23 protein-coding genes and 1 pseudogene are annotated in these 19,450 nt (G+C 69.0%); 11 read left to right on the top strand and 13 right to left on the bottom strand.

Going from position 1 to position 19,450, the window contains the following annotated elements:
- Nucleotides 1-191: 191 nt before the first annotated feature.
- From istA to ACWD1Z_RS34565, 4 genes are all read left to right on the top strand, one after another.
- The gene (gene istA / locus ACWD1Z_RS34580) at nucleotides 192-1,637 is read left to right on the top strand and encodes an IS21 family transposase (RefSeq protein ID WP_451124415.1); all 1,446 of its coding nucleotides are present in this window, start codon (nucleotides 192-194) and stop codon (nucleotides 1,635-1,637) included.
- On the top strand, nucleotides 1,634-2,404 hold the full coding sequence (gene istB, locus ACWD1Z_RS34575; protein ID WP_451124413.1) for an IS21-like element helper ATPase IstB: 771 nt from the start codon (nucleotides 1,634-1,636) through the stop codon (nucleotides 2,402-2,404). The genes istA and istB overlap by 4 nt, the downstream gene beginning before the upstream one ends.
- Before the next feature lie 63 nt (nucleotides 2,405-2,467).
- Complete coding sequence (locus ACWD1Z_RS34570) at nucleotides 2,468-3,364, top strand: helix-turn-helix domain-containing protein (RefSeq protein ID WP_451124411.1); 897 nt, start codon at nucleotides 2,468-2,470, stop codon at nucleotides 3,362-3,364.
- A 576-nt stretch (nucleotides 3,365-3,940) separates the two neighbouring features.
- Complete coding sequence (locus ACWD1Z_RS34565) at nucleotides 3,941-4,732, top strand: IS5 family transposase (RefSeq protein WP_451124409.1); 792 nt, start codon at nucleotides 3,941-3,943, stop codon at nucleotides 4,730-4,732.
- Here the strand turns inward: ACWD1Z_RS34565 and ACWD1Z_RS34560 are convergent.
- From ACWD1Z_RS34560 to ACWD1Z_RS34550, 3 genes and pseudogenes are all read right to left on the bottom strand, one after another.
- Nucleotides 4,689-5,225: a hypothetical protein gene (locus ACWD1Z_RS34560; protein WP_451124407.1), complete on the bottom strand. Its 537-nt coding sequence runs from the start codon at nucleotides 5,223-5,225 to the stop codon at nucleotides 4,689-4,691. The genes ACWD1Z_RS34565 and ACWD1Z_RS34560 overlap by 44 nt on opposite strands.
- Nucleotides 5,226-5,507: 282 nt before the next feature.
- Entirely contained in the window at nucleotides 5,508-6,227 is a 720-nt protein-coding gene (locus tag ACWD1Z_RS34555; RefSeq protein ID WP_451124405.1) for a transposase, read from the bottom strand.
- Nucleotides 6,228-6,387: 160 nt separating this feature from the next.
- Nucleotides 6,388-6,495 (bottom strand): annotated as a pseudogene (locus ACWD1Z_RS34550) (restriction endonuclease); the annotation flags it as partial.
- Between ACWD1Z_RS34550 and ACWD1Z_RS34545 the strand changes: the two are divergent.
- Nucleotides 6,472-6,951: a hypothetical protein gene (locus ACWD1Z_RS34545; RefSeq protein ID WP_451124403.1), complete on the top strand. Its 480-nt coding sequence runs from the start codon at nucleotides 6,472-6,474 to the stop codon at nucleotides 6,949-6,951. The pseudogene ACWD1Z_RS34550 and the gene ACWD1Z_RS34545 overlap by 24 nt on opposite strands.
- 503 nt (nucleotides 6,952-7,454) lie before the next feature.
- Here the strand turns inward: ACWD1Z_RS34545 and ACWD1Z_RS34540 are convergent.
- Nucleotides 7,455-7,865 carry a MerR family transcriptional regulator gene (locus tag ACWD1Z_RS34540; RefSeq protein ID WP_389421633.1) on the bottom strand — a complete coding sequence of 137 codons (411 nt, stop codon included), beginning with the start codon at nucleotides 7,863-7,865 and terminating at the stop codon, nucleotides 7,455-7,457.
- 425 nt (nucleotides 7,866-8,290) lie between these two features.
- On the opposite strand from ACWD1Z_RS34540, the gene ACWD1Z_RS34535 reads away from it, so the two are divergent.
- On the top strand, nucleotides 8,291-9,781 hold the full coding sequence (locus ACWD1Z_RS34535) for a SulP family inorganic anion transporter (RefSeq protein WP_451124401.1): 1,491 nt from the start codon (nucleotides 8,291-8,293) through the stop codon (nucleotides 9,779-9,781).
- Between the two features lie 8 nt (nucleotides 9,782-9,789).
- On the opposite strand, the gene ACWD1Z_RS34530 is transcribed toward ACWD1Z_RS34535, so the two are convergent.
- Both ACWD1Z_RS34530 and ACWD1Z_RS34525 read right to left on the bottom strand, forming a co-directional pair.
- Entirely contained in the window at nucleotides 9,790-10,203 is a 414-nt protein-coding gene (locus ACWD1Z_RS34530) for a MerR family DNA-binding protein (protein WP_451124399.1), read from the bottom strand.
- Nucleotides 10,204-10,584: 381 nt separating this feature from the next.
- Nucleotides 10,585-11,214 carry a cysteine hydrolase gene (locus ACWD1Z_RS34525; protein WP_451124397.1) on the bottom strand — a complete coding sequence of 210 codons (630 nt, stop codon included), beginning with the start codon at nucleotides 11,212-11,214 and terminating at the stop codon, nucleotides 10,585-10,587.
- Nucleotides 11,215-11,357: 143 nt separating this feature from the next.
- On the opposite strand from ACWD1Z_RS34525, the gene ACWD1Z_RS34520 reads away from it, so the two are divergent.
- Nucleotides 11,358-12,278 (top strand): helix-turn-helix domain-containing protein, encoded by a 921-nt coding sequence (locus ACWD1Z_RS34520; protein WP_451124395.1) that lies wholly within the window; start codon nucleotides 11,358-11,360, stop codon nucleotides 12,276-12,278.
- 77 nt (nucleotides 12,279-12,355) lie between these two features.
- Here the strand turns inward: ACWD1Z_RS34520 and ACWD1Z_RS34515 are convergent, their stop codons facing one another.
- Both ACWD1Z_RS34515 and ACWD1Z_RS34510 read right to left on the bottom strand, forming a co-directional pair.
- A complete protein-coding gene (locus ACWD1Z_RS34515; RefSeq protein WP_451124394.1) occupies nucleotides 12,356-13,066 on the bottom strand; it encodes a Crp/Fnr family transcriptional regulator in 711 nt (236 codons plus the stop codon).
- Nucleotides 13,067-13,242: 176 nt separating this feature from the next.
- Complete coding sequence (locus ACWD1Z_RS34510) at nucleotides 13,243-13,593, bottom strand: hypothetical protein (protein WP_451124393.1); 351 nt, start codon at nucleotides 13,591-13,593, stop codon at nucleotides 13,243-13,245.
- Between ACWD1Z_RS34510 and ACWD1Z_RS34505 the strand changes: the two genes are divergently transcribed.
- Nucleotides 13,586-13,783, top strand: coding sequence for a hypothetical protein (locus ACWD1Z_RS34505; protein WP_451124391.1), 198 nt, complete (start codon nucleotides 13,586-13,588; stop codon nucleotides 13,781-13,783). The genes ACWD1Z_RS34510 and ACWD1Z_RS34505 overlap by 8 nt on opposite strands.
- A 30-nt stretch (nucleotides 13,784-13,813) precedes the next feature.
- Here ACWD1Z_RS34505 and ACWD1Z_RS34500 read toward each other — a convergent pair whose 3' ends face one another.
- From ACWD1Z_RS34500 to ACWD1Z_RS34480, 5 genes are read right to left on the bottom strand one after another with little or no spacing between them, the layout of a single operon-like run.
- The gene (locus ACWD1Z_RS34500; protein WP_451124389.1) at nucleotides 13,814-14,614 is read right to left on the bottom strand and encodes a class I SAM-dependent methyltransferase; all 801 of its coding nucleotides are present in this window, start codon (nucleotides 14,612-14,614) and stop codon (nucleotides 13,814-13,816) included.
- Nucleotides 14,604-16,169, bottom strand: coding sequence for a radical SAM protein (locus ACWD1Z_RS34495; protein WP_451124387.1), 1,566 nt, complete (start codon nucleotides 16,167-16,169; stop codon nucleotides 14,604-14,606). The genes ACWD1Z_RS34500 and ACWD1Z_RS34495 overlap by 11 nt, the downstream gene beginning before the upstream one ends.
- 11 nt (nucleotides 16,170-16,180) lie before the next feature.
- On the bottom strand, nucleotides 16,181-16,492 hold the full coding sequence (locus ACWD1Z_RS34490) for a mercury transporter (RefSeq protein ID WP_451124385.1): 312 nt from the start codon (nucleotides 16,490-16,492) through the stop codon (nucleotides 16,181-16,183).
- Nucleotides 16,476-16,745, bottom strand: coding sequence for a hypothetical protein (locus tag ACWD1Z_RS34485; protein WP_451124383.1), 270 nt, complete (start codon nucleotides 16,743-16,745; stop codon nucleotides 16,476-16,478). The genes ACWD1Z_RS34490 and ACWD1Z_RS34485 overlap by 17 nt, the downstream gene beginning before the upstream one ends.
- Nucleotides 16,729-17,223, bottom strand: coding sequence for a MauE/DoxX family redox-associated membrane protein (locus ACWD1Z_RS34480; RefSeq protein ID WP_451124381.1), 495 nt, complete (start codon nucleotides 17,221-17,223; stop codon nucleotides 16,729-16,731). The genes ACWD1Z_RS34485 and ACWD1Z_RS34480 overlap by 17 nt, the downstream gene beginning before the upstream one ends.
- Nucleotides 17,224-17,364: 141 nt before the next feature.
- Here ACWD1Z_RS34480 and ACWD1Z_RS34475 point away from each other — a divergent pair, with 141 nt between their 5' ends.
- From ACWD1Z_RS34475 to ACWD1Z_RS34465, 3 genes are read left to right on the top strand one after another with little or no spacing between them, the layout of a single operon-like run.
- Entirely contained in the window at nucleotides 17,365-18,387 is a 1,023-nt protein-coding gene (locus tag ACWD1Z_RS34475) for a DUF3179 domain-containing protein (protein ID WP_451124379.1), read from the top strand.
- Entirely contained in the window at nucleotides 18,384-19,094 is a 711-nt protein-coding gene (locus ACWD1Z_RS34470) for a hypothetical protein (RefSeq protein ID WP_451124377.1), read from the top strand. The genes ACWD1Z_RS34475 and ACWD1Z_RS34470 overlap by 4 nt, the downstream gene beginning before the upstream one ends.
- Before the next feature lie 34 nt (nucleotides 19,095-19,128).
- Complete coding sequence (locus ACWD1Z_RS34465) at nucleotides 19,129-19,359, top strand: FAD-dependent oxidoreductase (protein ID WP_451124375.1); 231 nt, start codon at nucleotides 19,129-19,131, stop codon at nucleotides 19,357-19,359.
- The last annotated feature ends 91 nt before the right edge of the window (nucleotides 19,360-19,450 follow it).

Here is a 19,450-nt window from a genome sequence, read left to right as displayed (position 1 = left end):
CGTCGGCATCCAGTGCGAGGCCGTGGTGGTGGCCCTTGCCGCTGTCGATCCCCGCCCATATCCGGCTCATCGCGCTCCTGACCTGCTTGTTCGTGTCGGCGTACACCTGAACGTCCCCACCCGCGTACGGATGAAAAGGGACAGTTGCTGATGCGTTGAGACCTGCTGCTCGGCACTCTGCTGCTTGGTCGGTGAGAGGCGGCGGCAGGAGGTCGACGGTGGTCCTGGATCCGCATCGTTGGTTGGAACTTCGGCGCTTCCGGAGTCTGCTGGAGTCCGGGGCGATCAGCCTGTCGGAAGTGGCCCGGGAGACAGGGCTGGACCGGAAGACGGTCCGCAAGTACTTGTCGGCACCGGGGCCGGCGACCCCGCCGCGCCGGTCGCCGAACGGGCGGTCGAAGGCGAGGGTGATCGACGAGTTCGCGCCGCTGGTGGACTCGATGCTGCGGGCAGAGATTTTGATGAAGGCCGCGGTGATCCACGGGCGACTGGCCGCGGAGTACGGGTTCACCGGCAACTACCAGCGCGTCAAGCTCTACGTTCAGGAAGCCCGGCCTCGCATCGCCGAGGAACTCGGCATCACGCCGAAGGAACTCGCCGGCATGCACCGCCGGTTCGAGGTCATCCCCGGCGCCCAGGCCCAGGTCGACTGGGGCGACGAAGGCAAGATCCTCGCCCACATGGGCATCCCGAAGGTCTACTCCTTCCACGTGACGCTGTCGTACTCGCGTGACCCGTTCTGCTGCTTCACCACCAGCCAGGACCTGCAGACGTTCTTCGACTGCCACCGCCGGGCCTTCGCCCACTTCGGGGGCGTCCCGATGACGATCGTCTACGACCGCACGAAAACGGTGGTCCGCCGCCACGTTGCTCCGGGCGAGGCGGTCCCGCTGCACCCGGAAGCGGTCGGGTTCGCCGGCCACTACGACTTCGACATCGACGTCCTGGCCGCCTACCGTCCCACCGGCAAGGGACGCGTCGAGCGCCAGGTCCTCATCGTCCGCGACCACGTCCTGTCCGGCCGGTCGTTCTCCTCCGTCGAGGAGATGGACGCCGCCTTCGCCGCCTGGGTGCCGCAGCGGCGGGCCCAGGCCCACAGGACACACCAGCAGATCATCGGAGAGCGGGCAGCCCGCGACCACGCAGCTCTCAAGCCTCTGCCGCAGACTCCGTATCTGGTGGCCGAGCGGCATCTGCGGCCGGTCGGCAAGGACTGCCTGGTTGCCTTCGGTGGCAACCTCTACTCCGTGCCTGCCCGCAGGGCCCGACCGCGTCAACTGGTGGAGATCCGGGCCACGAAGTCGCAGGTCATGCTGCATTCCACCATCGCGGACGCCAGCGGCGAGACGCTGCTGGCCACCCACCCACGGGCGATCGGCCGCGGAGCCCGCGTCGTCGACGAGGCCCACTGGGACGGCCTACCCACCGGCAAGGGCCGCCGGACCACCACCGGCGATGTTCTGCCACGGCCTCGCAAGGAGCGTCCTCTGGGCGAGGAGGCCGGTCCTCTGCAGGCCCTGCTGAACCGGGCCGCGGCCACCCGCGTCGAGGTCGGCCGCCGTCCGCTGTCGGTCTATGACGAGCTGACCGGCACCCGCCCCTTCACCACCCGTCCGAGCACAAGGGAAACGTCTTGAGCGAGCTGGTCAGCACCCGCATCCGCAACACGGCCGGCAAGCTCGGCCTGCCCCACCTGGCCGAAACTATCAACGAGTACACCCGGCGGGCCGACGAGGGGAAGCTGGGCTACCTCGACTTCCTCGACCTGGTCCTCTCCGAGGAACTCGCCGTCCGTGACGACCGCCGCTTCCGCCAGGGCCTGCGGCTCTCCAGACTGCCGCACCACAAGACGCTCGATGAGTACGACTTCTCCTTCCAGCCCGACCTCGACCCACGCAAGGTCAAGGACCTCGCCACCCTCTCGTTCGTCGACGGCAAAGCGAACGCCGCCCTGCTCGGGCCGCCCGGGGTCGGCAAGACCCACATCGCCGTCGCTCTCGCGGTCGCGGCCTGCCGGGCCGGCTACTCGATCTACTTCACCAGCCTCGACGACATGGTCCGCAACCTCAAAGCCGCTGAAGCCGCCGGCCGTCTGACGAACAAGCTCGGCACCTATCTGCGGCCCAGCGTCCTCGTGGTCGACGAGGTCGGCTACCAGCCCCTCGAACGAGCCGAGGCGAACCTGGTCTTCCAGGTGATCTCCAAGCGTTACGAGAAAGGCTCGATCATCCTGACCTCGAACAAGACCTTCAGCGAATGGGGCCAGGTCTTCGGCGACGAGGTCCTCGCCACCGCCATCCTCGACCGCCTCCTCCACCACTGCGAAGTGATCTCCATCAACGGCCCCAGCTACCGGCTCAAGAACCGCCTCAAGGCCATCGAGCGGGAGAACGAAGTGGCCTGACAGCTGGGGACGTTCATCCGTACGCAACTGGGGAGAAAAGTCCGTACGCCGACACCATGGCGGGTGAAACTCGAAGAGCCCGGCACCGTGCCCGGCGGGCAGGTGGCCCGGGTACGGGCCACTCTGGGTGAGACCGTCAGCGACCTGGTCGCCACCAGCTACCGCGGCGGGAGCCTGGAGGTCGCTCGCACCCGCCGGCACGTGGCACGGGCCAAGGACCGCTGGTACGGGCTTAACCTGGTCCTGGCCGGGCGGCAGGACTTCGAGCACGCCGGGCAGCACCACAGCGTCGGTCCCGGCGAACTGCTGCTGTGGGCCTCCGACCGGCCCTGCCGCATCCGCGTCCCCGCGCCCAAGGTCGTGTACCTGACCCTGCTGGTGCCCGCCGCCACCCTGGACGCCACCTGCGCCAACGCCGCCCGCCACGTCGGCCGGCCCCTGCCCGACGCCCCGGCCACCGACCTGCTCACCCACCACCTGTCACGCACCGGCCAGCTCCTGCCCGACCTCTCCCCGCGCACCGCCACCGCCGCCCTGTCCGCCGCGGTCGACCTGCTCTGCGCGGCCCTGCCCCAGCCGGAGTCCGGCCAGGACACCACCGACCGCACCCACCTGTACGAGGCCATCACCGCCTACATCCAGCGCAACCTCACCGACGCCGCCCTCTGCGTCGAGACCATCGCCGACGCCCACGGCATCTCACCGCGCACCGTCTACCGCCTCTTCACCACCCACCACCAAGGCGGCATCGCCGCCCATATCCGCACCCAGCGCCTCCAGGCCGCCCACAACGACCTCCTCAAACACCCCGACCAGCCCATCGCCGCCATCGCCCGCCGCTGGGGCTTCACCGACCCCGCCCACTTCACCCGCGCCCACACCCACCACTACGGACATTCACCCCGAACAGCCCGCACCTCCGGCACCATGCCGGTCGACCGCCAGTCCAGCCCTGGCTGAAGCATCCGCGGCCGTCCGCGGTCACAAGCGCGCTGGTGCGAGGTCACGGTAGGGGTTTGCCGAGATGGTCCGCCAGCGCGGTCAGCTCGGCGGCGTCCCGATCGAGCCGTTCAACTCGTAGACGGTGAAGATGGCGCCAGGGTGCCGGACCGCCATGGCTGGCCCACGGTCGGCCAGGGCCGGGACGCGCAGGAGCTTGGCGAGGCGGGGTACCTTAGCAAAATGGCCGGTGTGGTAGGGGCTGGCGAAACCACTCCGAAAACGCGAGCGGCAGGGTGAGCCGGGCTGAGCGGGTTGAGGGTCCGTCTGAGAAGCTGTTGTCTTTTCGATCTTGAGGGATGCGCGTCGAACGGGAGTCCCGATCGGGTGGTCGCGGGACGCTGGGCGCATACGAACAGGGCCTCCTGAACAGCTCGTTGGTGTCGAATCACCGAGCAGCAGGAGGCCCTGGTGTAGCGGTCTTGCGTGCCGATGGCCGGGCAGTCCAGCGCGGTCACCTGGGAGTGTGACTGCCTGGCTCACCGGTTCGGAAGCGCCGCCGACAACGGGACGCGGCAGCCTCGTTATCCGACGGGCATGACGGACGGGGAGTGGGCCGTCATCCGCCCGCTGCTGCCGGTGCCGGGCTGGATGCGTGGCCGGGGCGGCCGGCCGGAGGCGTACTGCCACCGGGCAATGCTCGATGCGATCAGGTATCTCGTGGACAACGGGATCAAGTGGCGAGCGATGCCCGTCGACTTTCCGCCGTGGGACCGCATTTACGCATTCTTCCGCCGCTGGCGCGACAACTTGCTGGTCAAGGAGTTCCACGACCGGTTGCGGGCGAGGATGCGCGAGGAGTTGGGGCGGGATGCGGAGCCGACGGCCGCAGTGATCGATTCGCAGTCCGTCAAGGCGGACGCCGTCGTCGGTGGGGACAGCCGGGGCTTCGACGGCGGCAAGCTGATCAACGGCCGCAAGCGGCACGTCGTGGTCGACACGCTCGGTCTGGTGCTGGGCGTGATGGTCACCGCCGCGGACACCGGCGACCGCATCGCCGCCCAGGTCCTGCTCGGGCAGGTCGCCTACGCGCACCACCGCCTCGAACTGGTCTGGGCCGATGGCGGCTACACCGGCAGCCTCGTCGAGTACTGCCTGGCCACGTTCGCCCTGGTCCTGGCGATCGTCAAACGCAGCGACGACCAGAAGGGGTTCGTGGTGCTGCCAAAGCGGTGGATCGTCGAGCGCCTCTTCGCCCACCTGATGCGAAGCCGCCGTCTGGTGCGCGACTTCGAGCGGCGCACCACCAGCGCCGAGGCGATGATCTACTGGTCGATGACCCTGCTCATGACGCGCCGCCTGGCCCGGTCACGCCTGCCGCGAGGGTGAACCGGCCCGGCTGCCGCTCGGCCAGCCATCCCCGCGCGACCAGGCGTTTCGCCCTCGACCGCAGTGCCTCCACCCGCGCCGGCACCACGTCCATGCCGAACAACGCTGCCATCTCCTGGCAGGTCAGCGGCCCTTGATGGAGCCGGTCCCGGTCCGCGAGCGCCGTGAGGATGCGCTGGTAGTCGACTGACAGCGCCGACCAGGCCAGCCCCTGGCGCCACGCCGGAACCTGCGACTTCGGCTTCGCCGCGTCCCGAGGTTCCGTCGGCGCGTCCGCATCCCGCCGATCGCCAGAGGCCTCCGTGCCAGCGGTGTCGCCGCTATCCGGAGCCAGCACCGTGTCGACCCGCCTGCGGGCAATCGCCCACTCCTGCCATTCCTGCTCGGCCGCAGCCAGCTCGGCCTGGATGCGGTCGGCCTCCTCCCGCAGCCCGTCGACTCGACGGCGAGCGGCGAGCTCGTGCTGTTCCAGCAGTCCGACAACCGACGGCATCCGTGACCTCCCGGGGAACGACGACCCGACAGGCCACGACTCCCACAGAATCACCACTGCTATCCCCGACCAGCGGAAACGCACCGATCACGCCCGAAAAAACAACAGCTTCTGACCTCGCATCGTGTCACAAACTATTCCCAGAACATGCGCCGTTGCACTTGGACTGAGAACGCGCTCTGATGGTGAATCCGGGGTCCGGGTCGCGTGCGACGGCCATTTTCGATCTCGCTTCGGGAGCAGGGCTGATTCAAAGTCCTGGCGATCATGTGGCGTTGCTGGTCAGGGCGGTCCGATCAATTCCAGCGGAGGGGTGAAGGGTGTGTAGGAGACCTCGCGCAGGCCGGCGGTGATGCTGTGGTGCCCGGCGGTGCGCAGGGTGCTGATCGCGAAGCTGCGGAGTGTGGCCATGTTCTCCGGCCCGTGCCCGGTGCGGATCTTCGAGGCGTCCTCGCCGAACGTGGTGTCTCTGACGTGGTGCACGGCCTCGATACCCCAGTGCGCCCGGGCGAGTTGGCCGATGGCCTGGGGAGATGCCTCACGCGCCGTCAGGTAGATGATGGCGTAGACGGTCTCACGGGTGATCTTCCCGGTCAGCCACCTGGCGTGGTCACGGTGGGTGTGCAGGGCATCGGCGGTCACCACCACACCGGCCAGGTTGAACGGGGCCAGCAGTTTCGTGAAGGCGGTGACCTCGGTGGTCTTGTCCGGCACCCGCAGCTGGCTGACGGTGCGTCCGCCTTCCAGGACGGCGGAGACCAGGTGGGCGGCGGGGCCGGTGTCCGTGCGCGAGCCGCGAGCGGTCTTGCCGTCCACGGCCAGGTGCCGGGTGCCCGCGGGGTCGCAGCCGAGCAGGTCGGCAAGCCCGCCGGGGCATACCAGGGTCAGGAGGCGGCGGATGGTGGAGCTCGACGGTGCGCGGCGCACGCCCAGCGGGCCGGCGGCGCGCACGCCGAGGCGGGCGAGTGAATCCAGAGGTGCGTGGCGGGCCCACTGACCCACGGCCAGATAGGAGCGAGCCCCGGCCAGCACCGCGCAGCAGGCGGTGAGCAGGACCGATACCAGCGGTTGTGTTCGTGACGGCCTCTCGCCGGATCGCCAGACCACAGCGACCTGCACGGTGCTTGGCCTGTACGACGATTCGACCTCGCTGGCGATGGTCGCCCATGACGTCGGCGGCCTGGTCACCGCTACCGCCCACACGGCGGGCCGGCCAGCCGTCGCGGACCAGGAGGTCTCGTAACGCGTGCTCGAACTGCCGGTCGTCCATGGAGTCAAGTTCGGCCAGGGTGATCCGCAACGTGGCCAGCCGTCCGGCGTCGAGTCGGTGCCGACGCACGCTCGGCACGATCCGGCAGGCCCCAAGAGCGGACGCCAGCAGAGTGACGGCCACTACGAACGGCCACGCGTCCTCGAGCGCTGCGGCGGTCGCAGCGGCCATCCGGATGGCCAGCACCACGACGGCCAGGGCCACGACCAGCGCCGAGAGGACCTCCGCGGCGCCGCGTGGGCGGCGCACCTGCCACCGCGTGCGCGTCGTCAGCGGCTGGCCGGAGTGGAGGCGGCGGGCTGCGGAGCTGCGGGCGGCGTCGTGGAGGCCGCCTCACCGAACCCGAACACCTGCCCCCATAACCAGTCGCCGGCCAGCAGTCCGGCGATCATCCAGCCGCTCATCCGCTTCGCGCTGCGCGGTTTCGGGTTACGGCGGATGTGTCCACGCACATAATGGAACCCGTCCGGAATGTTCGGCATGCTGTTCCCTCCCGTCGGTGAGCCACTGGCGCGGCTCGTCCCTCAGATTGGTGTAGCAGCGGCCACTGACAGGAATTGATGGATCATCACGGTGCTGTGCTTGGCCGGACCGCCATCAAGCCACGTGTGTCACTCGGCCTCGCGGCCCCCGGGTCGTGGAGCCTGAACTGCTGACCTCGACGGACAGGCTCCTCAGCTGCTCTGCCGTCCGCGCCGCAGTGGCTCGGACCCTACGAGCTGCAGCAGCCTACGCGGCGCTCACCTGCGGAAATGCTGCCGGACTCACTAGACAGGAGTCCTGGGAATGAATGGCGAAAAGCCGTAGGAGCGCACGCCTCGTCGCGAATGCGCCGGTGCCACCCCTGAGCCACTTCTTCGCGATGCCCACGTGCGGATTCGGAGGAGGGCTGCCGTGGCCGGACTCGGCCGCCGAGACCGAAGGCAGGGGTAAGGGCGGGTTCTGCCGGCGCCCGGCGATCAGGTACGGGCCGACTCGCTCTCGGGCAGCCGTGCGCGGAGCGTGGCGGCGAAGTCCTCGGCGCGGGCGAGCTGGATCCGCAGCTTCTCCACCTGCTCGGCTGCGGCCTTCTCGTACTCGCGCACGCGCTCCAGAAGCGCCTCGCGCTCGTCCGGGCCGAGTTCACCGCCGGCGTCGAGGCGGTCGGTGGCATCCAGCAGGTCGCGCATCTGGTCCAGGGTGAAGCCGAGCGGCTTCATCCGGCGGATGACCATGAGGCGGGCAACGTCGTTCTCGGTGTAGAGGCGGAAGCCCCCCTGAGAGCGTGCGGAGGGGACGACCAGGCCGGTCTCCTCGTAGTGCCGGATGGTGCGTAGGGACAGCTCGGTGCGCGCGGCGACCTCGCCGATCTGCATGTGCCTGCCGTCCACGTCCCCGCTCCTGGCCTTTCCGTCACAGTGGTCGCCCCGGCCGGGACCCGCCAATGCCTACTCTAACGTTAGGGTAGAGTTGCTGATGCTGATGCTGATGCTGGAGCGGCGCACCGCTGCTTCACCAGTGCCGTGTCGGGGCCGATGCCGCCCCCGGCGAAGTTCTGATTCTTGCAGGAGAGACGCGTGCGCGAGCCCATGACGCCCGGTGCCGCCGCCTGCCCGCCGTGACGCTTCGCCCCCGAATGTGAGCCCGGCGCCCTCGCGCCTGCCTGCTCCGTTCCCTCTGGTCTTCCGGCTCCGCGCTGACGGGGCCGTCCGCGGGGTGTCGGCCCGGCCCCTCCGCGTCCTCCCGCATGTCCCTGGCTGCCGCAGGGTGTGCCCGAGCACGACAGGTTCCTGAACTCTTGTCTTCCGCTACCGCTGTGTCCCCGGCCGCGCGCCTGCGCGGCCTGAAGCCCGACTGGCTGACCGATCCGAAGGTCTGGCGCACCGAGGTCCTCGCGGGCCTGGTTGTCGCCCTGGCGCTGATCCCCGAGGCGATCTCCTTCTCGATCATCGCTGGTGTCGATCCTGCGGTCGGCCTGTTCGCCTCCTTCACCATGGCCGTCGTCATCTCCGTCGTCGGCGGACGCCGAGCGATGATCTCTGCCGCCACCGGTGCCATCGCCCTCGTCATCGCCCCGCTCAACCGAGAGCACGGCCTCGGCTACCTGATCGCCGCCGTCATCCTCGCCGGCGTCTTCCAGGTCGTCCTCGGAGCGCTCGGGGTGGCAAAGCTGATGCGGTTCATCCCGCGCTCGGTGATGGTCGGCTTCGTCAACTCCCTCGCCATCCTGATCTTCATGGCCCAGGTGCCGGAGATGCGGAACGTCCCTTGGGCTGTGTATCCGCTGATCATCGGCGGCCTCGCGCTCATGGTGTTCTTCCCGAAGATCACAACCGTGATCCCCGCACCGCTCGTCTCCATCGTGATCCTCACCGTCATCACCGTCGGTGCGGCCATCGCGGTGCCGACCGTCGGCGACAAGGGCGAACTGCCGTCCTCCCTCCCCGTGCCGGGCCTGCCCGACGTGCCGTTCACCATGGACACCCTGACGACGATCGCCCCGTACGCCTTCGCGATGGCGCTGGTCGGGCTGATGGAATCGCTGATGACGGCCAAGCTCGTCGATGACATCACCGACACCCACTCGAACAAGACCCGCGAGTCGATCGGCCAGGGCATCGCCAACATCGTCACCGGTTTCTTCGGCGGCATGGGCGGCTGCGCGATGATCGGCCAGACGATGATCAACGTGAAGGTCTCCGGCGCGCGCACCCGTCTGTCGACGTTCCTGGCGGGGGCCTTCTTGATGGTGCTCTGCATCCTCTTCGGCCCGATCGTCTCCGACATCCCCATGGCCGCGCTCGTCGCCGTCATGATCATGGTGTCGTTCGCGACCTTCGACTGGCACTCCCTCGCACCCAAGACCCTCAAGCGAATGCCCGCCGGCGAGATCACCGTCATGCTCGTCACCGTCGTGTGCGTGGTCGCCACCCACAACCTGGCCATCGGCGTCGTTGTCGGCTCGATCACCGCCATGGTCATCTTCGCCAAGCGCGTCGCCCACCTCGCCGAGGTCACCGCCGTCACCGACCCCGACGGTGGGACGGTCCTCTACCGGGTCACCGGCGAGCTGTTCTTCGCCTCGTCCAACGACCTCGTCGGCCAGTTCGACTACGCGGGCGACCCCGGCAAGGTCATCATCGACCTGAGCGCGGCGCACATCTGGGACGCCTCCTCCGTCGCAGCCCTCGACGCCATCGAGAGCAAGTACGCCCAGCGCGGTAAGACCGTCGAGATCGTCGGCCTGAACGACCCCAGCGCCCACCTCCACGGCAAACTCAGCGGCGAACTCGCCGGCAGCCACTAGCCTGGCGCTCAGCGCGCGTGACACTCGATGACGGGACAGACGCCGTCGGCCTCCGGCTCCGACCCGGAGGCCACCGCGTCCTCGCGTGCCGCCACCAGGGTCGCGCGCAGCGCCCGCAGGTCAGTGATGGCCCGGTCGATCTCACTGATACGGGCGTCCGCCATGTCGCGCACCGCCGTGCACGGGGTGGTGCCACTGCGGCGCAGGGCGAGGATGGTTCCGATGTCGTCGAGGGGGAGGGCCCGGGCCCTGCGGATGAAGGTGAGTGTGTCGACGTTGTCCTGGTCGTAGAGGCGGTAACCGGCGTCGGTGCGCGGGACCGACCTCAGCAGGCCGCGCTCCTCGTACAATCGCACTGCCCGGCGAGTGGCGCCGATGCCTCGGCGGCCTGTCCCACAGTCATGGTCCGGCTCATCGCACACCCTCTTCGGCTGCTAGCCGCACGGGCTTGACCTTCACCCTGCGTGAAGGTTCTACCGTCTTCAGCGTACGGCGAAGGAGCGGAAGGAGGTGCAAGTCATGGCACTCGTCGAAGGCGAGGTCTACCGGTGTCCGGACGCGTCGTGCGGCTGCGAGATCACTGTGACCAGAGGGGCTGCTCCTGGCCATGGGGGCGACCGCAACCCCACCTGCTGCTGCGGGCATGAGATGGAGACGGTGCGTCGCTGAGCAGGACGCCAGGGCCGTCCAGCGCCTGCGGGCCGAATCGACCGGTCAAGCCCGGCGCGTCGCCAAGGGCGGCCCAAAACCCCGCCCTCCGGAGCAGGCTCCTGATGGCTCTCGTTGAGCCTGGCAGGGCGTCATCATTGGCCGCTCTGGATGTCCCGCACCGCTTCATCGGTGGTCACGACGGCGTTGGCGAGGAAACCGAAGTTCGTCAGTGCTGCGGCGTAGCCGTCACCCAGCTCGGGGTGCTGCGCCGCCGCTGTGGCGTCCTTCACCACGGTGACCTGGAATCCCTGCTCGAGGAGTTCGCGCAGGTGGGATTCGACGCAGAGGTTGGCGGACATGCCGGCCAGGACGACCTTCGTGACCCCGCGCTTTCTGAGCTGAAGGGTGAGGTCGTTGTTCTCGGGGCCGTACACCTTGTGCGGGCTCGCCACGATCGTCTGCCCGTCCTCGAAATAGGGCTTGAACCGCTCCAGCCAGTCGGCACCCGATCCTTCGAATCCTTCCAGGGTGAGTGGGCCCTTGCGGGCGAACATGCTGGTGTCGTGCATCATCTTCTCGACGGTGCCGCCGAACTCCCACTTGCTGTCGGCCGGGTAGTAGTAGTGCGGGGAGACGAACACGGGGTAGCCGTTGTCCTTGGCCGCCTTAAGCAGTTGCTCGATGTGTTCGATGGTTCGATTGGCTTCCACACTGGCTCCCACGAGCTGCCATGCTGCGCCGGCCGGGCTGAGGAAATCGCTCTGCGGATCGGTGATGACCACGGCCGTATCGGTAACCGACATGACGCTCCCCTTTGCTCCGGTTCGGGTATCTCCGATGTCATCAGCCTCGCCCTGAAGCCGTACGGATGGGTCTCGCATACGTGCGGCGGCGTCCAAGGACTCCGCGTTGCTACGGTCGGTGCATGCTGCTGGAGCGTTTGCTGGACAGCCTCGCCGTACATGTCGAGCCGTTCGCGTTGTGCCGGATTCCCGCCGGCTCCTCGTTGCGGCTGGACGCCCGGGACGACGTGGCCTTGCATTTCGTCCTCGAAGGCGATGGCGAGGTGGTATGGGGGCCGACCCGGGCGAGAGCGGTGCGGCAGGGACATCTCGTGGTGATGCCGGCGCACCTCGGACATGCCATTCGGCGGCCCTCCGGTGTTGCTGACCGGAAGATCAGGAGCGTCTCGGCCGTGGGCGAGGTGGATGCCATGCAGGTGTTCGCCGGGGGTGACAACGGTCCGGACGAGGACAAGGCTCTCGTCGTCGCGTGCGGTCGATTGCAGGCGTCGTACGCGCATGGCCCGGGTCTCTTCGACCTGCTCGCCGATCCCCTCGTGACGGACTTCGCCGGTCAGGACGAGATGGTGCACATCTTCGCGCGACTCCTCGCGGAGAGCCGGGCCCCGGCGCCGGGTAGCAGAGTGCTGCTCGCCTCGCTCATGAATGAGTGTCTCGTGCTTCTGCTCCGGCGGCTCTCCACGGGTGACACATGTGTGCTTCCCTGGCTGGAGGCACTTGAGGAGCCTCGGATGGCGCGCGCGCTGGAAATCATGCTTGAGCGGCCCGCGAACGGCCATTCGCTCGAATCGCTCGCGGCTCAGGTTTCCATGAGCCGTTCCGCGTTCGCGCGTGAGTTCAAGACGTTCTTCGGGCGCACCCCCATGGAGTTGCTTCGGGACATCAGGCTGAGGCGAGCGGCTGAACTACTGCAGAGCACGACCCTGCCCGTCGACGTCGTCGGCCGACGTGTCGGGTTTGCCAGCCGCAGCCATTTCTCGCACGCCTTCCGTGATCGCTTCGGGACTACGCCGACCGACTTCCGGTCCAATCGGACCGGGTAGGTCACGGCCAGCTCCTGCGGTAGAGCCGTGGACGGCTGTCAGTCTCGCCACAGGCTCGCGCAGGTGTCGCCGCGCGACTATCCGGCTTCGTCGCGGAGCCTGTCGGTGTCGAGGACGGTGATGCGGCCGCGGGCGAGGCGGATCAGGCCGTGGTCGGCGTAGTCGCGCAGGACCTTGGTGCAGGTTTCCCGGGAGGTGCCGGCGAGGGCGGCGAGCTGTTCGTGGGTGAGAGCGATTTGGGGGTGCCGGCCGCCGGGCCGCAGGGGCGTGGATGGGGGCTGGGCGGTGGTGAGCGTGATCAGGGTGGTGGCCACGCGCTGGGCGACGGTCTTGAACACGCTGTCGGAGAGGCGTTGTTCGAGGTCGGCGAGGCGTCCGCCGAGGATTGCGGTGATGCGCGCGGAGATCCGGGCGTCGGACAGCAGGAAGCGGTGGACATCGGCGCGGCTCATGACGCACACGACGGCGTCGTCGAGGGCTTCGGCGAAGTTGTCGTACATGCGCTGGCCGAGCAGCACCATCTCGCCGAAGATGGTGCCCGGCGTGATGATCGCGGTCGTGAGGGCACGGCCGTCGGCGGAGACCCGGAAGACCCGGATGCGCCCCTTCTTGAGGATGAAGAGCACCTCGGACGGCTGGGACGGGGAGTAGAGGATCTCGCCGGCGTTGTAGGTCTTCATCGGGGCCGCGGCGGCGATGGCCTCCATCTCCCGCTCGCTGAGGTCGCGGAAGATGTCGACCTCGGAGATGCACCAGGTCCGCTCGGAGTCCTCTCCGGCGTGGGTCATACGGTGTGGCTCCTCGCGTCGTCCCGGTGCCCACGGCGGGGGCGCGGCGCCCCACGCCGGGCTGCCCAGCGCCTCGGCGCTGCTCACCAGACAGTAGCCGTCCGGGGTACTGCCGGGGAGTGCGGCACCCCGGGGCGGTGTGGCGGGACCGGGTGCTGGCGCCGGCGGTATCGCTGTCATCCTCCGGCCTGGCCCGTGCGCTGCTTGCCCATCGCCTGGGCGATGCCCGCGAAGGTCAGTCCGGCGAGGAGCCCGAAGACGAGGTGGGCGCCGAGGCTGGAGCTGGTGACGTCGTTCCATTCGAAGACCGGCATACCCATGTTGGCGGGCATGATCCACAGGGCGCCGACGGTCCACCACACGGCGCCGTAGGCCAGTCCGAGGACGACGGCGGGCGCGGGCTTCTGGGCGAACTGCCCGAGCAGCGCGCCGAAGGTGATGCCTGCGAAGAGGGCGATGGACAGGTGGATCAGCCAGCCGGCGAAGGCGTTGGTGGTGCCGAGGAGGCCGGCGACCATCGTGATCATCGCGGTGTCCATCATCGGCCGGGAAACCGACATCCAGATGCCCATTCCGACGCCTCCGACAAGGCCGGCCGCAGCGCCCCATAGAGCGTGGACCGGGATGGCGGCGATTCTCGGCGGTACGTTCACGGCGGTTGTCATGGTCGAAGTCCTTTCCCACATGCTGATGTCTCGTCCGGAACCGACGCTATGACTCATGGGCGTTGCAGGTATGTGAGGACGCTTACGTACCAGGCGGTAGCGGCTTCTCGGCGATGAGGAGCGCGTAGCCGAGGACACCGTCGGCGACGGCAGTGCGGGCCGCGTTCATGACGCCGGGGGCGGCGTCGAGGTCCACTCCGCCCGCCGCGAGCTTGTCGGGGGCGGTGATGCGGAGCAGGTTCAGCCGCGCCTCGATCTGGTCGATCATGCGGAGCATGGCCTGGTCGCGGTGCTCGGTGTGTACGGTGCGCAGCCCCGCGGCGGCCAGGATCTGCGTGTATTCGGCCAGGGGGCGGGCGTCGGCGATACAGGCGATGCGCGCACCGAGCGTGGACAGCTCGGGCGGCAGGCGACCGGGCGTGGCCGTGACGTCGGTGATGCCGACCCGGCCGCCGGGCTTCAGGACGCGGGCGAACTCGGCGGCGGCCCGCCCCTTGTCCGGGAAGGTACACAGGGCGCACTCACACACCACAGCGTCGAACAGTGCACCCTTGTACGGGAGCTGCTCGGCGTCGCCCGTGGTGAAGACGGCCCGGTCAGCGAGGTCGGCCGCCTGGGCGGCTCCTTGGGCGAGCGCGGTGCTGGCCCGTGAGTAGTCGACGCCGTCGACCACGGCCCCGTACGCGTCGGCGAGGAGGAGAGCAGTGGTGCCGCGCCCCGAGGCCACGTCCAGGACCCGGGAATCCGCGCTGAGCCCGAGGTGATCGGCAAGACGTCGGGTCAGTGTGGTGCCGCCGGGGTGGTAGGAGTCGCCGAGCAGCAGGGCCACGACGTCTTTCGAGTAGGCGTCGGCGCAGCACGCTTTGATGGCGTCACTGTCCATTGTTGGCTTCCTTCGCGGTCTTGGACCCGTACGGCGTCGTGGTGAGGCGGTCGGCGAGCGGCAGGGCGTTGGGTACGACGTCGGCGACGGCGACGCCGGACATCTGAGCGCGTACCTGTTCGCGGTAGCCGACTGAGTTGTAGGCGCAGAAGGGGATGAGGCGGCCGTCGGGGGTGATCTCCTCGACGCAGCACTTCATCAGCTGCTTGACGTTGAGGGTGTAGGGGTCCTGGAAGTCCTGCACGACGATCATGAACGTCTTGTCGTTTAGCTGCTTCACGGCCTGCGGGAGGTCGATGCCGCAGGCGTCCGCGCAGTCCAGTACCTCGGCGGTCGCTCGCAGCTTCTCGTCGGTGGTGGCGGTGCCCATGAAGGCGGAGGCCGACCACAGTTTCTCCAGGGCCTCGCGGATGCCGGCGTCGGGCATGACCCGGTTGGTGACGTAGTCGAGGTAGTCCTCGACGTTCAAGAGCCGCGGGATGGGGACGACGGTGCGGTTGCCCGGTTCGCCGTCGGCCAGGAGGTAGGTGATGGAGCGGCAGGTGGGGAAGCAGCAGGGGACGGGGAAGAAGTCGCCCTTCTGGAACCAGTCGGGGCGCTGGTCGTTGATGAGCCGGATGACGTCGGGGTTGGTGAGCCGCTGCAGGGGGTCGAATTCCACGTGTCGGCCGGAGTGGGTGACCGGCTGGAAGGCGACCGACCGGACGGCGGGATGGTCGATGCCGTACTCGATGATGTCGCCCAGTTCGTGTTCGTTCAGGCCGCGCTCCACGGCCGCCACGAGGGTCACGGTCAGGCCGGCCTCGGCGCAGTTGTCCAGGGCCCGCTGCTTGAACGTACGCAGGTCACGGCCCCGGATTTGCAGATGTGTGCGCTCGTCGAAGCCGTCGAACTGGAGGTAGATGTTCACCGATCGGCCAGGGACCTGGTTGCGCTTGCCGAGTTCGGCGACGAAGCGTTTGTCGGTGGCCAGGCGGATCCCGTTGGTGTTGAGGTTGACGTTCTTGATCGGCCGGTCCTGGGCGAGGTCGATGAAGTCCAGGATGTGTTTGTGGATGGTCGGCTCGCCGCCGGAGAACATCACCACTTCCGCCTCGCCCTCGGACTCCACGAACGCGTCGAGCATGCGAACGCACTGTTCGTGGGTGATCGAGTAACCGTCGCTCTGGTGTCCCGAGTCTGCGAAGCAGATCGGGCAGTCCAGGTTGCAGCCGGTGTTGACCTCGATGATCCCGAGACAGGCGTGCTGCTTGTGCTCGGGGCACAGCCCGCAGTCGGACGGGCAGCCGTCCTTCACTTCGGTCTGGAAGACGAGCGGGATCGTGCCGGGCTTGTTGAACCGGGCCGAGGCCAGGTACTCCTCCGCGTCCCCGTAGACCAGCGCCTCGAACTCGCCGTGTTCCCGGCAGCGTTTGCGCAGGTAGACCTTGTTCTCGCGGATGTTGACCTGGGCGTCGACGGGGGTCTTGCACATGGGGCAGATCGACTTGGTGAATTCGACGAACACCTCGTCGCGGTCCACCTTGCGCCGTGGTTCGGGGGTGGCCTGGGTCATGTGGACTCCTCTTACTCGCGAGTGCGGCCGGGCTGCTGGTGAGCCCGGCCCTGGCGTTGTGACAAGGGCACGGTCGTGCAGCAGTCCTCGGGCCCCGCACCATGACGGCGCCGGACCCGGCACCGCAGGACGTGGACGACGGAGATGAGGACTACGACCGCCCCCACGGTGATCAGCCATGGGTTGCACAGGGCTCCGCCGAGGCCGCTGATCGCCCCGCCGGCCACGAGCAGGGGGCCGGCGCAGCACGCCACCATGAGCAGCCCGGCGCCGACGGCGGCCCAGATGCCGCCCGGGCCGGTGCGCTCACGAGTCCGACGCATCAGGATCGCCTCCTCGGTCGGGCATGGAGCGGCGGGCCCGGCGTCGCACCGCATGGACGACGGCGACGACAGCGGCGAGCACCATCACTGTGCCGACGGTGATCAGTGGGGGACTGCCGCGCGCGGCGCCGACGGCGACGGCCGCGCCGCCGGCCACGAGCAGCGGGCCCGCGCAGGCCAGCACGATCAGCAGCCCGGTACCGGCGGCGGCCAGCAGGCCGCGCGGACCGGAGGGTTCACGGGATGCGGGCATCGGGACCAGCCTCCGCCCTCGACGCTGGGAGTGGGGCCGGATCGCCGTTGGCGACAGCCCGCTCGGCCGGCGCGGTGGGCGCCTTGCGGGCCGCGCGCAGCAGCAGCCACGCGTAGCACAGCATCAAAGCGTCCTGGGCCAGGACGAACCAGCTCAGCCGCTGGGTGAGATAGACGCCGAAGCAGCCGCAGTTGGCCACTGTGAGGCCGCGTGCGTACGCCTGTACGGCCAGCAGCGACCATGCCACCGACACGGCCGTGAACACCCACACCGGCACCAGGGCCTTCGATCGTGGGCGAGCCAGGAACCAGATCCCGCACACCAGCTCCCCGGCGATCAGCGCCACGGCCAGTACGGTCGCGGCGCTGGCGGTCACCAGCCCGTACGCGGACAGAATCCGCGGCATGTCCCCGAAGGAGGCGAGCTGGGCGACGCCCATCGCCGTGTACACCGTCCCGAGCACGATCCTCAGCACCATGATCCGACCGTAGGCTCCCGACCGGGGCGAGAACTGTAAGCGCGCTCACCGAACCACCACCCCCGCACCCGGCACGGTCGAAGGGCGAAGCGGATCTCGCCACCGTGCGAGCCCGCATCCCGGGAGATCGGGAGGTGCCAGGTGAACGGTCAGCAGTCCCCCCGCCAGCCTCGCCAGCAGGCCCTCAAGGGCGCGGGAGTGATCGGTGCGACCACGGTGCTGCTCGTCGGCGGTGGCGTGATCGGCTGGCAGACCCTCGCCGACCGCCCGGATCCGGTGACGGCCGTGCAGCCGGGCCAGGACCCGTCGCTGGAGGCGCTCGCCGATGCCGCCGTGTCCGGCGGGCCGGGCAAGGACGGCATCCCCTCCATCGACAAGCCCCGCTTCGTCCCGGCGAACAGGGCCGACTTCCTCGACGACGACGATCCAGTCTTCGCCCTTGAGTATCGCGGCGTGGTGAGGGCGTACCCGCAGCTTGTCCTGGTGTGGCACGAGATCGTCAACGACACGGTGGCCAGCGAGCCGCTCGCCGTCACCTACTGCCCGCTCACGGGCACGGCCATCGGATTGCGTGCCCCGCCCGGCGCCCAGGACCTGACGTTCGGCACCACCGGCAAGCTCGTCAACTCCAACCTGCTGATGTACGACCGGCAGACCGGGTCCGAGTGGCCCCAACTGCTCGGAACTGCGGTCAGCGGCCCGCTCAAGGGCACGAAGCTCGCCACCATCCCGCTGGTGTGGACCACGTGGAAGCAGTGGCGGACCGCGCACCCCGACACCGAGGTGCTGTCCACCGACACCGGCGCGCTGCGCAGCTACGGCAGCGACCCCTACGGCTCCTTCCCGGGCCGCAGCGGCTACTACGTCAAGGGCGGCCTGCTCTTCCCCGTTCTGGCCACGAGTGACCGCTTCGACGACAAGCACGTGGTCATCGGCGTACGGGTCGGTGGCGGGCGCCTTGCCATCGACAAGGACCTCGTGAGGGCGAACCGGATCGTGCGCGCGGACGTCGGCGGCACGCAGGTGGAGGCCCGCTGGGACGAGAAGCTGGGCACGGCCCGCGTCCTCCAGCGCGACGGGGAGCGGTGGGTTCCGGCGGACTTCCTCGACGCCATGTGGTTCGCCTGGTACTCCTTCTACCCCAACACCCAGGTGCGGACATGAGCAGGCTGCTGACCGTTTTCGCCCAGGCGGGCGATGCCTGGGACGGCACCGTTGCCGCGATCGCTGTGACGCCCCGGCGGGTGCGTGCCGCCCTCGCCGTTCGCCGCTACCGCAGGGCCGCACTGATCGCCACGACCCTCACCCTGGTGGTCTACCTGTTCTCCATCGGCGACCTCGCGGTCTCGGTTTCGGGCCGGTTCACCGGAGCCCCACTCGTGCGGGCCGCGCCGGATCAGCTGTTTACGGCGCGGGCGCCGTACCTGTTCGAGCCGGTCCTCGCTTGGCATCCCGGCAGCCACGTCGCGGTCTTCATCAGCCCGGTCAACCTGCTGCTCGGCGCGGTCGTGGCCGCACTTGTCGGGTGCAACATCGCCGTCACCGCCCACGCTGCCCGGCAGGCCGCCTCCTGCCGGCGCACCCGCTACGCCCGGCTCCTCGCCGTGCTTCCGGCGTTCCTGCTCGGCTTCGCCTGCTGCGTACCGGCCTTCGTGCTGGTGCTCGGTGCCAGTACCGCCGCCGCCCTCCTGCCGGTCCTGATCCCCCTGCGCCCGGTGTTCTACCCGCTCACCCTGGTGATGCTGGCCGCCACGCTGGTGTGGGGCACCGCGAGGACCGCCCGCACGACGCGGCGCCCGCGCCAGGCAAGTGACACCGGCGACGTGGCGGCGCCCACACCCCCCGCTGTCCCCGATACGCAAAGACCGTGACCATCTCGGGCACGGTTGTTCAAGGAGGTCCCTCATGGCGCACGTACCGCACGCAGTCGATGCCGTGGTGATCGGAATGGGGGTCGGCGGTGAACACGCCGCCGAGCGTCTGGCCGAGGAAGGGCTGGACGTGGTCGGGGTGGAGGCGGAACTGGTCGGCGGGGAGTGCCCGTACTGGGCGTGCATCCCGAGCAAGATGATGATCCGCGCCGGCAACCTGCTCGCCGAGGCCCGGCGTGTGCCCGGCATGGCCGGAGACTCCTAGTAGGGCTTGGTCAGGTTCGTAGCGGTGTGGGTATGTCGCGGTGGCAGGTGGGGCAGGCGCCGGCCCAGAGAGCAAGGAGTGTCTGCAGCTC

The organism is Streptomyces sp. NPDC002784 (assembly GCF_053592135.1).
This window is presented reverse-complemented; position numbering and strand designations above follow the sequence as displayed.

Coding starts and splice junctions, on each gene's coding strand:
- ACWD1Z_RS34565 (WP_451124409.1), top strand. CDS start 3,941: ATGACGGACGGGGAGTGGGCCGTCATCCGCCCGCTGCTGCCGGTGCCG.
- ACWD1Z_RS34560 (WP_451124407.1), bottom strand. CDS start 5,225: ATGCCGTCGGTTGTCGGACTGCTGGAACAGCACGAGCTCGCCGCTCGC.
- ACWD1Z_RS34520 (WP_451124395.1), top strand. CDS start 11,358: ATGCTGCTGGAGCGTTTGCTGGACAGCCTCGCCGTACATGTCGAGCCG.
- ACWD1Z_RS34515 (WP_451124394.1), bottom strand. CDS start 13,066: ATGACCCACGCCGGAGAGGACTCCGAGCGGACCTGGTGCATCTCCGAG.
- ACWD1Z_RS34510 (WP_451124393.1), bottom strand. CDS start 13,593: ATGATCACGATGGTCGCCGGCCTCCTCGGCACCACCAACGCCTTCGCC.
- ACWD1Z_RS34500 (WP_451124389.1), bottom strand. CDS start 14,614: ATGGACAGTGACGCCATCAAAGCGTGCTGCGCCGACGCCTACTCGAAA.
- ACWD1Z_RS34495 (WP_451124387.1), bottom strand. CDS start 16,169: ATGACCCAGGCCACCCCCGAACCACGGCGCAAGGTGGACCGCGACGAG.
- ACWD1Z_RS34490 (WP_451124385.1), bottom strand. CDS start 16,492: ATGCGTCGGACTCGTGAGCGCACCGGCCCGGGCGGCATCTGGGCCGCC.
- ACWD1Z_RS34485 (WP_451124383.1), bottom strand. CDS start 16,745: ATGCCCGCATCCCGTGAACCCTCCGGTCCGCGCGGCCTGCTGGCCGCC.
- ACWD1Z_RS34480 (WP_451124381.1), bottom strand. CDS start 17,223: ATGGTGCTGAGGATCGTGCTCGGGACGGTGTACACGGCGATGGGCGTC.
- ACWD1Z_RS34470 (WP_451124377.1), top strand. CDS start 18,384: ATGAGCAGGCTGCTGACCGTTTTCGCCCAGGCGGGCGATGCCTGGGAC.
- ACWD1Z_RS34465 (WP_451124375.1), top strand. CDS start 19,129: ATGGCGCACGTACCGCACGCAGTCGATGCCGTGGTGATCGGAATGGGG.